This is a genomic window from Chryseobacterium sp. PTM-20240506 (assembly GCF_048296755.1).
Classification (GTDB): Bacteria; Bacteroidota; Bacteroidia; order Flavobacteriales; family Weeksellaceae; genus Chryseobacterium; species Chryseobacterium proteolyticum.
The window spans coordinates 1,938,396-1,951,659 of record NZ_CP182581.1; the positions used below are offsets into that span (position 1 = coordinate 1,938,396).

General features: G+C 34.1%; 8 protein-coding genes and 1 tRNA gene. 3 read left to right on the top strand and 6 right to left on the bottom strand.

Going from position 1 to position 13,264, the window contains the following annotated elements; translation table 11 throughout:
• Window positions 1–9: 9 nt before the first annotated feature.
• Window positions 10–2,886: a SusC/RagA family TonB-linked outer membrane protein gene (locus tag ACNFU2_RS08475; RefSeq protein ID WP_273648696.1), complete on the bottom strand. Its 2,877-nt coding sequence runs from the start codon at window positions 2,884–2,886 to the stop codon at window positions 10–12.
• 861 nt (window positions 2,887–3,747) lie between these two features.
• On the opposite strand from ACNFU2_RS08475, the gene ACNFU2_RS08480 reads away from it, so the two are divergent.
• From ACNFU2_RS08480 to ACNFU2_RS08490, 3 genes are all read left to right on the top strand, one after another.
• Complete coding sequence (locus tag ACNFU2_RS08480) at window positions 3,748–6,867, top strand: M60 family metallopeptidase (protein ID WP_273648698.1); 3,120 nt, start codon at window positions 3,748–3,750, stop codon at window positions 6,865–6,867.
• 675 nt (window positions 6,868–7,542) lie between these two features.
• A complete protein-coding gene (locus ACNFU2_RS08485; protein WP_273648700.1) occupies window positions 7,543–8,889 on the top strand; it encodes a DUF3472 domain-containing protein in 1,347 nt (448 codons plus the stop codon).
• Between the two features lie 155 nt (window positions 8,890–9,044).
• Window positions 9,045–9,117: transfer RNA gene (locus ACNFU2_RS08490), tRNA-Phe, on the top strand.
• 162 nt (window positions 9,118–9,279) lie between these two features.
• Here ACNFU2_RS08490 and ACNFU2_RS08495 read toward each other — a convergent pair.
• From ACNFU2_RS08495 to ACNFU2_RS08515, 5 genes are all read right to left on the bottom strand, one after another.
• On the bottom strand, window positions 9,280–9,729 hold the full coding sequence (locus tag ACNFU2_RS08495; RefSeq protein ID WP_306613808.1) for a 4'-phosphopantetheinyl transferase family protein: 450 nt from the start codon (window positions 9,727–9,729) through the stop codon (window positions 9,280–9,282).
• Window positions 9,674–9,958, bottom strand: coding sequence for a hypothetical protein (locus tag ACNFU2_RS08500; protein WP_306613810.1), 285 nt, complete (start codon window positions 9,956–9,958; stop codon window positions 9,674–9,676). Before ACNFU2_RS08500 ends, ACNFU2_RS08495 begins: the two co-directional genes overlap by 56 nt.
• Before the next feature lie 257 nt (window positions 9,959–10,215).
• The gene (locus ACNFU2_RS08505; RefSeq protein WP_273648704.1) at window positions 10,216–10,896 is read right to left on the bottom strand and encodes a hypothetical protein; all 681 of its coding nucleotides are present in this window, start codon (window positions 10,894–10,896) and stop codon (window positions 10,216–10,218) included.
• Between the two features lie 3 nt (window positions 10,897–10,899).
• Window positions 10,900–11,919 carry an alpha/beta hydrolase gene (locus ACNFU2_RS08510; RefSeq protein ID WP_273648705.1) on the bottom strand — a complete coding sequence of 340 codons (1,020 nt, stop codon included), beginning with the start codon at window positions 11,917–11,919 and terminating at the stop codon, window positions 10,900–10,902.
• 165 nt (window positions 11,920–12,084) lie between these two features.
• A complete protein-coding gene (locus ACNFU2_RS08515) occupies window positions 12,085–13,191 on the bottom strand; it encodes a helix-turn-helix domain-containing protein (RefSeq protein ID WP_172279622.1) in 1,107 nt (368 codons plus the stop codon).
• Window positions 13,192–13,264 lie beyond the last annotated feature (73 nt).

Genomic DNA, 13,264 nt, shown 5'->3' on the forward strand with positions numbered 1-13,264 from the left:
AATTTTAAATTAAAAAGTTGCATTGATACCAAACGATATGGTTTTTAAATATGGATATGTTGAACGACTACTTGGCATTTCAGGATCAAAATCTTTCATTCGTTTATCTCCCCTCAATGTAAAGTAATTCTCTAAGTTGGCATATATTCTGAATTTTGTCAGTCCTATGCGGCTAATTGTTTCCTTAGGAATAGAATATCCCAAAGTAATAGACTTAATTCTAAAGTAACTTGCATCAAAAAGCCAATAATCTGAAATAACACCTATATTTTGAGTTCCTCCTCCTGATGGCAGTATTCTAGGATACAGGGCATTAGGATTCGGGTTTTCCGGAGTCCATCTGTTATCTGAAACATATTGTTTTGCACCGGCACCATTAAAAAATGCCTGAGAAGATTCTTTATCCAGATATACCTTAACATTAGCCACCCCCTGACCCACTACGCTAAGATCAAAATTTTTGTATCTACCCCCTATACTTAGACCATAGGTAAGACTTGGAACATCATTTCCTATTACTGTTCTATCTTTTTCATCAACAACTCCATCTCCATTAATATCTACATATTTTATATCACCAACTTGAGAGCTACTATATAATTTAGGATAATTATTGTTGATATCTTCTTGGGTTAGGAGACCTGCAGTCTTATATCCGTAGAAATCACCAATTGAGCCTCCTACTTGTGTTATCCAATAATCATTATATAAGGTCTTACTATTGATGAGTGAAAGAATATTATTTCGGTTTTTAGCAAAATTTGCATTGATGTAAAAGTCCCCATTTTCAAAATTTTTATTATATCCCAAAGTAATTTCTATCCCTTTATTTTCCACATTACCCGCATTAATGGGCGGTGCTTGGTTTTCTGCTACACCAGTTTCATATTCTAATTGGTTGCTCATTAATGCTCCTTTTGTAAGACGGTTATATAAATCTACCGAGAAAGTGAAAGCGTTATTGAATAAAGATCCGTCCAGACCTATATTTTTGGTAACAATTGTTTCCCAGCCTATGCCCAAAAATCCAAGCTTACCCGGTACCACTCCCCCTACTATAGTATTCCCCAGAACTGTAGAAGTATTATCCATATAGGTCTGATTGTCATAATAACCAATGGTATTGATAGATCCGGTGCTGCCATAAGAACCTCTTAATTTTAGTGTATTGATAAAACTCAGGTTTTTTATGAAATTCTCCTTATCTAATCTCCAGGAAGCCATAATTGCAGGAAAATATCCCCATCTATTTTCTTTAGCAAAACGTGAGGATGCATCTGCCCTTATGATACCTTCTAAAAAATATTTTTCCTGATAATTATAATTGATACGAGCGAAAACAGACTGGAAAGCATATTGCTGAGTATTAGAATTTAATTCATCCAAGGTTCCGTCAAGGGTACTAAGAGCACTTAAAGAATGTAATCCATCTTTTGGTATATTGGATTTTTTACCAGATATGGATCTGGTTGTATAATCTTCATACGAAGTACCTCCCAACAATTTAAAATAATGTGATGATATGTTTTTTTCATAACTTATCAGGACTTGAGTATTAAGTAATTCATCAGAATTCCAGGACTCAGAATAGTTATTAATTGCTCTCGCAGTTGAACTAATAGGAACATTAGTTAAAAAATTGTATACGGGGTTTAGTGTATTTACAAAAGTCCCTAAACGATAGTTCCAATTTGAATAGTTAATTTGAGCATTTACATTTAATCCTTTTACAGGAGTGTAATTGGCAGATAATGCCCCCATAAATTTTTGATCATTTGACTTAGAATCTCCTCCCTCTACATTGTTTCTTACAGGATTGGTATTTGCAAATGTATTATCTACTTTACCCGCATTAACAGATCCCCACCATCCATTGGATTGTCTTAATACCATAGTAGGAGTTATTCTTGCTAATTCTCCAGTATTAATAACACCGCCCTGATCATTGATCATTTGTTTGATAAATGATATATTAGAATTTACTGTAAGTTTATCACTCAATTTAGAAGATGTATTTGTCCTAAAAGAATATCTATCCATACCCTTTGTAGGTGATAGAGACTCCTGTTTCAAATACCCTAAACTTGCGAAATAACGAGTTTTATCTCCACCTGATATATTTATCTCATTATTAAGCACATTTGCCATTCTTCGATAAGTTGCTTTATACCAGTCTGTGTTTGGGTATCTGTCGGTGTCTGTACCGGCAGCTGTAAGATTTATTTGATCTTGCGTATATTGAGAAAAATGACCAACATTATTATTAGCGTTATAATATGCTTCATTTTTCAGTTTCATATATTCAACAGCATCTACATACTTAGGCAAATAGGTGGGCGTCTGATAACCATTATACATATTATAACCTATACTCATCTTACCTCCACCGCCTTTTTTAGTCTCAACAAGAACAACCCCATAGCCAGCTCTTGCACCATAGATAGATGCTGAAGCATCTTTTAAAATGCTTATATTTTCAATATCAGCTGGGCTTAATCTGGAAAAATCTGCAGCACTAGAGGGAATACCATCTATAATATAGAGTGGAGAATTACCCGCAACACTCCTTCCCCTTACATTCAAGGTAGGAACAGAACCTACATCTCCCAAAGAAGACTTAATTGTAACTCCTGGTAAAGCACCTTGCAGACTTGCTGTTAAGCTTGTTGTTGGGCGATCCTGTAGTATCTTTTTATCAACAGAAGCTATAGATCCGGAAACAGTTCCTTTTTTCTGTTTTCCGAATCCTACTAAAACAATTTCTTCCAGATCTTTTACTTTTTTAGAGGTAGAGTCCGAAGGTTTGTTTTTAGTTTTTTGTGCATCCACTAATGTGATAGATGACATTAAAATTGCACTCAAAATACAAATTGTAGTTTTCTTCATATTTTATTGACTTTTATAACAATATTATCCAGATGATGTTGAATTCTAAAACCGTATCACTTACCATTTTTTCCAGGCAAAAACAAAAAAATGGTGATCTTCCATATTTTACAGTATCCGGCACAAATGGAAAATATGTAAAGTGAAACCTCCCGATTATATCCAAATACACTATATACCCTCTTCTTATTTCCTTTTCTGAATGTGAACTAACTATTACTTTAATATTAACCCTGTGTAACCCAAATGTATAGTTTTACACCATACCTCCATACGGGTAGCCACCAGTTTTTATCCCTTTACCACCAGTTTGAAAATCATTTGAATACGGCCTTATTAAGAAGCTCTTAGAAATTGGTTATAAATTGGCAGCCATGCCTATTGCTTCTCTATTTTTCAAGAGAAAAAACCCATTTACATATTGATTTTTTCCATTACAAAAGTGTTTTCAATTTGTCATTCATGGATCACTATCAAATATTAAAACGAATTTTTTAAAGGTTAAAAATCTTTATAAGCATGTTTAGAATTAATTTTCAAAGCGTCTTAAATAAGTCAACTGGTAGTGAACATTCAAAAACAGGTAGGTACTAGTTTGTGCAATTACTTTAATTGTTAATTTTGGAAAGGAGGTTTTTAGTTCAGATATATCGCAAACTTAACAGGAGTGTAATAGAAGTATTTATCTGTAAAAAGTCTTTTTAGGATAAAGTTTTGAGCTATCAACTCACAAATAGTGGATAATTAATATCTGGGAAGATTGCTTAATACAATTACTATTCAAAAACAAATCAAAGCTGGATTTGTCTAACAGCTATAGATTATTACTTTGTTATTTTTTTAATCAAAAATCTACACCAAATGAAAAACAATTATTTTATTCTCTCATTTCTACTCGTTTTACAGACAGCTTTCGCACAGCAGTATAAGATGTCTGTAGCATATGTAAATTCGTTACAGCCCGCACAATCAGGACAGGAGGCTGGACAGAGTATTGATAATAATGTGAATACTCTTTATCATTCTCAATACAATTTGAGTACAGCACTTCCGGACCAGTTAAATTTCAAATTTTCCAACCGGGTAAAAAGTATAAAAAGGTTAGTCTACAAACCTAGAACAACGGGCCCAAACGGAATCTGGACAAGTGTGAAAGTTTCTTATTCTACCCAATCCGATCCTACAGTTTTTATAACAGCAACCGGGGTTATTTCCTGGGCAGCTGATAATACGGCAAAAACTATAGATTTGCCGACAGCAATAGTTCATCCTGCTGTTATTAGGATTGATGTCCTCAGTGCCCAAAATAATTTTTCAAGTTGTGCTGAGATGGAATTTTATTCTACAGAACAGATGGATCCTGTACAAACAGAATGTACACTGGCAACCAATGAGTTTTCAGCTTATGCAGATATCCCAGTATTGCCTCAGGTGGCAGGATCTTCGGCCTCAAGTTTCCAATCGGGAGAAAATATAGAGAAATCCTTTGATGGTGATGTAAGTACACTTTATCATTGTAGTTGGAATGCAACAGCAGCTACTTTTCCTATTTCTCTGATTTACAAGTTTAATGGACAAACAGCTATAAATTATTTAAGGTACACACCCAGACAGGATGGCGGACCAAACGGACTTTTTGGAAATGTAAAAATAAGTTATAATACAATTTCTAATCCAGCATACATTACTATTTCTACTCAAAATTTTGGGCAGACATCTGCAATAAAAACGGTAAATTTTCCTTCCGCCATTACTCCTTTAACTATAAAAATTGAAGTTCTTGATGGTAAAAATAACTTTGCAAGCTGTGCCGAAATGGAATTTTTTCAGGCGAGTTCTAATAGTTTTGATCCTTCAGCTTATTCAAATATTTTTAATGATTCTATTTTCAGTGCTTTAAAAACAAATGTAACCCAGCAGGATATTGATGCCATTTCCTCACCTTTCATAAAAGGATTAGCTCAGTGTTTATTTAATAATACCTACAATAAAAAATATAGGGTACAGACTTTTACGGCATATAAGACAATTGAATCAATAAATACCCAATATAAAATTGGAAATTATAACGGATATGAAAACCCTACAGGGATAGCATTCCAGCCTAATACCACTGCTATTGTTTTTGCGAAAGATATTACCTCTGAAAACAAAGTTTACTTAAAAATAAGAGATTTTGCTACTGAAGGGGCGTCCCCTGAAAAAACATACGAACTAAAAAATGGAATAAATATTCTCGCTATTGCTAATACAGGTTTGGGATATATTTCATATTACACTGATAATGTAAATGCCGCCCCGGTAACTGTAAATATCACAGCAGGTATTGTAAATGGTATTTATAAAAAAGGTACAACCCCTACAGAATGGGCAGAAATGCTGACTAATGATGTCTATCCAAAAATTGATATAGAAGGTTATTATACAAAACTGGTTACCAATAAGTCTGCGGTAAGCAATTTCCATTTCACAACCGCCCAGCCTTTGATAGATAAGTATGATGCAATTGCCAAGTCTGAAAGAGAAATGATGGGCTTCTATAAATTCAATAAAAACTTTAAAAACAGGCAGCTTGTTTATATGGAATCTACAGGAGGATGGTTTGCTGGAGGTTTAGGAGTTCATTTAGATCTTACTTGGGGATTATCCAATTCAACCTCAGCATCAGGACTTGATATTTGGGGTGTGGGACATGAATTAGGTCATATCAACCAGGTAAGGCCTGGATTAAAATGGGTTGGTACAACAGAAATCACTAACAATTTATACTCATTGTGGGCCTATTATAATATGTACTTACCTACAGGGAGTAACAGATTTACAAGGCTGGAAGGTGAAATTGCCGATAAAACAGCCTTTCCTAAAGTAGCTGGAAACAGATTTGGAGAAATTATTATTCAGACACAAATTAACGGGAAAAGTATTATGGATCAATTCAGAACAGATTATGTGAATCCCGCTGATGCGAATTTCAGAAGCCTTATTCCATTTTGGCAATTAGAATTGTATTATCAATTGGCAGGCGCTTCAAAAGGTGCTGCAACCCTTGCATTTGATTCAGATATGTCTGATGAAGATACCCCTACAGTTACCCCTACAGGTCCGGGAGTAGATTATGCACATTGGTTTGCTACAGTAGCTGAGAAAGTAAGAAATACAAACGAAAGCCAGTTTACCCAAGGGCAATTGGTAATGAATTTTGTAAAAAATGCCTGTGACGCCGTACAAGAGGACCTTACGGATTTCTTCACTAGCACCGGTTTTTTAAAGCCAATAAACGGTACAATATCAGATTACACCAATGCTCAAATGACAATTACCCAAAGCATGATTGATGATGTGAAAAGCTATGTCCTGGCAAAGGGATATGCCAAACCTGTATCTCCGGTCATCAATTATCTTTCAGCGAATAGTGTAAATGCATTCAAGAATATGCAGCCTGTTTCAGGGATTACGGGTGTTGGTGCACAGATCACAACCAATACACAAGGACAGTTCTTATTGGTAGATAATTCTAAATGGAGTAATGCTGTTGCCTTTGAAACCTATAATTCAAGTAGCCAGCTAATCAGTGTTTCTATTGTAGGAACAGGAGATACTACATTGACAAATACTTATGTAGATTATCCTTCGAACGCAATGAAGGTCTATGCCGTGGGATACAATGGACAAAAAATACTGGTTTATCCGGCAATTACATTAGTTGTTGATGATATTAAGAAAAATAATAATGAATTTACTGTTTATCCGAATCCTTTAAAAAATGGCCAAAAATTAGTTATTGATTTTAAAAATTCAAAAGAAAATCTGAAAGCAGGATTGTATGATTTGACTGGGAAGCCACTTATTTTAGCAAAAGGCTCTTTAAGAGAGATAAATAAGGAAATTAACGATAAAATTCAAGATTTGAAAACTGGAATTTATGTTGTTTCAATAAATGATGGAACTAATACCTATCAATCTAAGATTATTAAAGAATAATATTCTTTATAAGCTTTACAATCCAGCAAATTGTTACAGTTTATAATATTTAAAAATAATGAATGCTTGAAGCGATTGCCGAAGATTGTTGATTAGTAAAAAGTTATTTTTTATACTGCCGAGCATATTATTGTCAGCAAATAAGTAAATACCAATTTTTATTTAATATCACTTTATAGTTAGTATTACAAAATTGGTGTAAATAAACTTATAGCATTTTGTATTAATTTAATCAAAATGATAGCCATCAGTAAGTAAACTGGATAAATTAACACATTAAAATGGTTGAAATAAATATCTGATTATGTTGTAAATCCCTTTGTTTTGTACAAAACAAAGGGATTTAACCATGGTTAAAAAATACATAAATTACTACTGTAATTATTTCTTCTGGAAAACAACCTATGATAAGCCCTCTATTTAAAGAAAAATTTACAAAATCGGTGGTTTATGGGGATATCTAATGAGTTTTTAATGCCTCCTCTAAACTTCTTTAATACATGTCTGATTCCTGAAAAGACAAAGTATAAAATCTTTAAAATTATACAACTGCACTAACAACTTTTTAATATTATAAATTTAGATTTTTATTTAATCTACAATATGTGAAATAAACTTTTATTATATCCATAAAAAAATTAAATTAGTAGACGTAAATCAAATTACAAACATATTATGAGGACAAAAAAATTAACAAATACCTTTTTAGGTGTTGCCTTACTTATTTTTCAGTCGTGTGCAGAAGCCACTGTAGTAGCGGAGGACACTGTTACTACACAAAAAAGCGCTTCAGCTTTAAAAACCACGTCTTCCTTCAATGTTCCGGTCGCAGGAAATTCTTTTATAACAGTAAAGCCTTCGGGTGCATCCGAAGTTATTACTTCTACAAAATTGGGTAACTGGACTAATTCCAACACTGTGATCAGTACTTATTTCAAGGTGGGCAATACTGGAGCCTTACATATCGGATTAAAAGCTTCTGTACCTTCCGGTACCAGCACAGTAAAAATAACAATCGGTAACACATCCAAAAATGTTACTTTAACTGGATCAGCTTATACAGATTATTCTGTTGGAGATTTTACTATTTCCTCTCCGGGTTATGTAAAAGTTGATCTTCAGGGCGTCACCAAAACAGGCGGATACTTTGCAGATGTTACGGATATTACTTTTAGTGGAGCAGCTTCTACCGGAACCAATATTTACAGTAATGATCCTTCCTACTATTATTGGGCACGCAGAGGGCCGTCATGCCATCTGAACTATACAATTCCAACAACCAGTAATGTGAGCTATTACTACAATGAAGTAACTGTTCCGGCCGGAGAAGACAAGATAGGCTCTTATTTTATGGCAAACGGGTTTAGTGCCGGCTATTTTGGAATGCAGGTAAACTCTGCTACAGAAAGAAGAATCCTTTTCTCCGTATGGAGTCCGTTTGACACAGATGATCCGAATAATGTTCCTCCTGATCATAAAATCATTTTAAACAGAGCCGGAACCGGAGTAACAGTTGGAGAATTCGGCAATGAAGGTTCGGGAGGCCAAAGCTATTATAAATACAACTGGACAGCAGGACAAACCTATAAATTCCTGTTAAAAGGAGAGCCGGATGGTAGTGGAAAAACTGATTTTACAGCCTGGTTCTTATCGCCTGATACCACAACATGGAAACTTATTGCCAGCTGGAAGAGACCTCAAACCAGCACTTATCTTAAGAGCTTCTACAGTTTTGTTGAAAATTTTAATCCGGAGAATGGATATCAGGGACGAAAAGCAGAATTCAAAAATCAATGGGCAAGAACTTCGGATGGCAACTGGATCGCTATTTCAGGAGCAAAATTCAGTGTAGACAATACCTACAATGCACAACAAAGAATAGATGCAATGGGAGGAACGAGTGGCAATGCTTTCTTTTTACAAAATGGAGGATTCTTTAATACTGTTGTTGCACCCGGTTCTCAATTTTCTGTTACTGCACCTACCCAGGCTCCGAATATTAATTTTTCGACACTTCCTTAAAATTACAACATAAAAATAACCAGCCAGTTAGTTTTAAACAAAACGAAAACTGGCTTTTTTATTTTATTTATTTTCAGTTTTTATTGCATGGTAAGCTAAAAATTACTATTTTTGCACCCACTTTAAACAACGAAGTAACACAAAACTATCATATTGGTTTCTTAGCTCAGTTGGTAGAGCAATGGATTGAAAATCCATGTGTCCCTGGTTCGATTCCTGGAGAAACCACAAAACCACCTTTTTTAAGGTGGTTTTTTTATGATTTGTATTTCAAGATTACTCTGAAATAATACCATTATCATTTCAAAACCTAAAACAACAAAAGGCACTTTCCTTTTCTTTAATCTTTCATATAGGAAAACAACTCCTAACTTCCCCGGATGATTTTTACTATAAAAAGTTTACATTTAATCGTTTGACAAAGATCGTCTTTTCCCTGATATCTTCATTAGCCGCAATACAGCATTGATATTTTTTGTCAAGATAAATCTCTTTCAAATAAAAAATTTCATTTTCAATAATAGCCTGACCATGATTAACTTCAAAAGAATCTAAAGGAATAAACATTCCTTTTCCATGTGCTTTAATAACAGCCTCTTTTTCCGTCCAGTACGTAAAAAAAGACTGTACTTTATCCTCTGAAAAATGTATTTTTTCCAACTCACCAGAAGTCATTTGAAATTTGAATTCTTCATAATCGGCTTCCTGATTGATATATTCAACATCAATTCCTACGGGTGATTCATTAATACAGCAAATAACCAGATTACCAGCATGAGATATATTAAAATGCAGGTTGTGGTTTTTTATATAGGGTTTGTAATCCGGGAGTGCGTCCAATTTCAAAATCCTTGCTATCAAAATAATGATCTAATCCATATTTTGGAAGAACTCTTCCCAACAAAGACAATTGTGCATCCTGCCATCTTCTGAATTTTAATAGTCTTGTAACAAACTCATCAGAATTCATTATCAGATATTTATCCATCAGATACTGATGTTTCGCTTCTTCGATAAATGTATATAAAACCCGCATTAAATTAAAGCTAATATCGGCAGAATTTTTCAATTATTTTCTATGTCTAAATTAATTAATAGCGATAAGAAACACATGCATATAAAATTATCGAGTTTAACTCTTGTTTTACTTCAAAATTATCAAAAACCATTTTATTGTCATCACTAAAATTTCGAAAAATTTGTACTATTGCCGATGTAGCTTATGGGATTATTAAGCTAAACTGAAACAGAATTTAAGAAGTACTATCTGGGAGCATAATTAGCTACAAACAATAGTAAAATGCCGGTAAAATCCGGCATTAACACTTAAAAAGGCAAGTTGTAATTATATCCAACCTGCAAAAGATATGGCAGTTGTGGTTTCGTTTTCAAATCCTGAGAAACAATCCCTCCTATTTTCAGATATATTTCCTGGTTGCTGAATGTATATCCTCCTTGTATGGCAGCATAAAAGTTTCCTCCGGTCGCCGGTTCATACCAGCCATCTTTTACTGCCGGATAAATTTCTTTATAGTGATCGGAATGTTTGAAATGAGTAACAATGGCTTTATCAAAGCCAATTTCCAACGCTCCAAACCATCTCTGCCTGTAATACCCAATTGTTCCGGACATATCCACCCCAAAATTCAGAAGCTGAACATTCTCGTTTTCAAACTTCCGGAAAACTCCCTGAACTTTTGTTGAAAATTGGAAATCCCTAATTTTTATCCATCTCACATGAGCTCCTGCTTTTATTTTAAAGTCATCAAATAAATCTTCACCAGCCGGTGTGGAGACCTCAATATTTACAATTGTGGGAAATAACTTACCATGAAATTTATATCCGTATCCTAGCCCCAAAACAGCACCATATTCGGCACCAATGTTTGCATTAAGAATATGTCTTTCTCCATTTTCAAGCCCAGCCCAGTTAACCGTTTGTGATTTCACAACATTAAAGATCAGTATAAAAAAAGCTATTTTTATATATAGTTTATTATTTTTCATTTGTTAAAGATTGTTGATAAAATTGATAATTTTAGGTTTGGTCTGGGAATTCCATACATTCTGATTGGTAATAATACCATCATGTCCAACACCGGAAACCTTAACCTTTTCCACATGATTATAATCTGAAGTAATTTTCTGTGCCCAGGAATCAGGATAAGCTTTATTTCTTTCACTGTAAAAGAATAACACAGGAGCATTGTAATTCTGCAGCCCCTTAGAAAAATCGGAATTGTATTCCTCTCCTACATCAAATAATGCATCCATAATTACAGCCCCACTTCTCCAGCTCATGCCGGGATCAAAGTCTCCTTCACCAGTAATATCGTTTTTCGATGTCAGCATAGACATTTTATAATCCAGTATTTCGTGCTGATCCTCCTTTCCGGATATAAACTGATCAATATAGGCTGCATCATTCAAGATCTCACTCCAGAGTTTAAATGATCTGGACTCTTTTACATAGTCAGTAATATCATCCCATTTCAATCCGCCCGGTTCACATAAAACAATACCCTGAACAGCATTTGGATACTTTCCCACATATCCTGAAGCCAGTATGGCTCCCCAGGAATGCCCTAATAAGATTACTTTTTGATTAGAGCTTTTACGGTAATAAGCTATTACTGAGGATAATTCGTCATACATAAGATCAATAGCTCCTGCTCCTAATGATTTATATGAATTCTTAGGAAAACGCTGGGAAAGACCAGAACCTCTCTGATCATAAAAAACGACTCTGTATCCTTTATTAGCGAGATCTTTACAATTTAATAAATATCTGTAATCACCTCCCGGTCCTCCATGGATAGCAATAATTAGGGTCCCATTTTCAGGGCCGAATGCTTCGGAATGGAGCAGAGAGCCATTCACGCGTATTGATGGTAATGAAGAATCCTGATCAACTGTCTTAGGAACTAAGTTTCCGGGTTCATCAATTGTTCTTCCATCAGTACAGGAGAACAGTAATGCAAAAATTGTAAAAGAGGTCAGTAACCCTCTTTTTTTTCTCAATGTTGTCATAGTTTGGGTTTAAAATATTGATGCAAAGATTCATCAAACCCAAAAGCTATACGCCCCAACAGGAAAGCTGACCCAAGAAAAACAACCAATATAAAAACCTGATTACCAATATTATATGAAACATGAAACCATTCCCTGGAAGATGAAACTATAAAAAGATAAGAATTACAGCTTTTTTTGGTATTCAGTAGGGGTAATACCCGTATATTTTTTAAAATTCCGGTTGAAGGATGTTTTGGAATTAAAACCACATTCAAAGGCAATAGCCAGAAAAGTATATTGCCTGCTTTCCGGTTCCGAAATTTTGTGCAAAAACTCTTCTATCCTCTTTTCATTAATTAATTCGTAGAAGTTTTTATTTTCCTTAGAATTAATTACCTGGGAAAGATAGTTCGGATGGACTTTAAGCAACTGAGACAATTCATTTAAGGTGAGATTGGGATTTATGAACGGTTTTTCTTCGCTTAAAACCTCAAGTAATCTGCAATGGATATCATCAATATTTTCCTGTGTTAATCCTGATTTTTGATACTTTTTATCTTCACCAATTGCTATTGGAGATCTAAGTACTTCTGTCAGGCTTTCTTCAGCAGTAAAAAATGAATTAGAATGATTGAAAACCTGTACCTGCTTGATCCCGAAATATCCCAACCACATGATAAAAACAGCAACTGCACCATAAATAATATTTGCATTGTCATTCCAAAGAACCAATCCCCAGATCAGACCAATCCAGATAATAAGATACAACAACCACTTAAAGTTTATTTTTTCTGTATTTGAAAACTGCTGGACCATATTTTTGCGGAATCTATATAAAATAAATAAAGAAATGATCACATAAATGATTCCTGAAATGTATATACCATATAGCCTGAAAAGCAATTCAATCTCGAATTCCCTTCCCTCATGTTTAAAAATACTAACCCTTTCATCAAAGGGTGCCATATAAAATGAAAGAAAAGATAAATTACATATCACAAAAGGTAAAAAATGTAACAGCTGTACTGCTGAAAAAGGTTTAGGAGAAGTTTGTTTTCTTACATAGAGGTATAAAAACGGTCCATAAAGTAACGGTAGTGTAAAACCTAAAAGTATAAAAGAAGGATATTCTTTATACTGATGAGTAAGAAAGAGATAATGTGTTAATAAATTGACACCAATTGTAAATAACCATCCACATAAAATAAAATCAGCAGAGCTTTTATTCCGTTTTGTAAGCAAAAGAAATGTCAAAAAGAAAGCAATAAAAACCCCGGAAAGATAAAGCATAAACAGCTTCAGTTTTTTAGTTAATAGTCCAATAAATTATAATCATCTAATTCACAAAAATAAAGAATAACTT

Coding starts and splice junctions, on each gene's coding strand:
- ACNFU2_RS08475 (WP_273648696.1), bottom strand. CDS start 2,886: ATGAAGAAAACTACAATTTGTATTTTGAGTGCAATTTTAATGTCATCT.
- ACNFU2_RS08485 (WP_273648700.1), top strand. CDS start 7,543: ATGAGGACAAAAAAATTAACAAATACCTTTTTAGGTGTTGCCTTACTT.
- ACNFU2_RS08510 (WP_273648705.1), bottom strand. CDS start 11,919: ATGACAACATTGAGAAAAAAAAGAGGGTTACTGACCTCTTTTACAATT.
- ACNFU2_RS08505 (WP_273648704.1), bottom strand. CDS start 10,896: ATGAAAAATAATAAACTATATATAAAAATAGCTTTTTTTATACTGATC.
- ACNFU2_RS08515 (WP_172279622.1), bottom strand. CDS start 13,191: ATGCTTTATCTTTCCGGGGTTTTTATTGCTTTCTTTTTGACATTTCTT.
- ACNFU2_RS08480 (WP_273648698.1), top strand. CDS start 3,748: ATGAAAAACAATTATTTTATTCTCTCATTTCTACTCGTTTTACAGACA.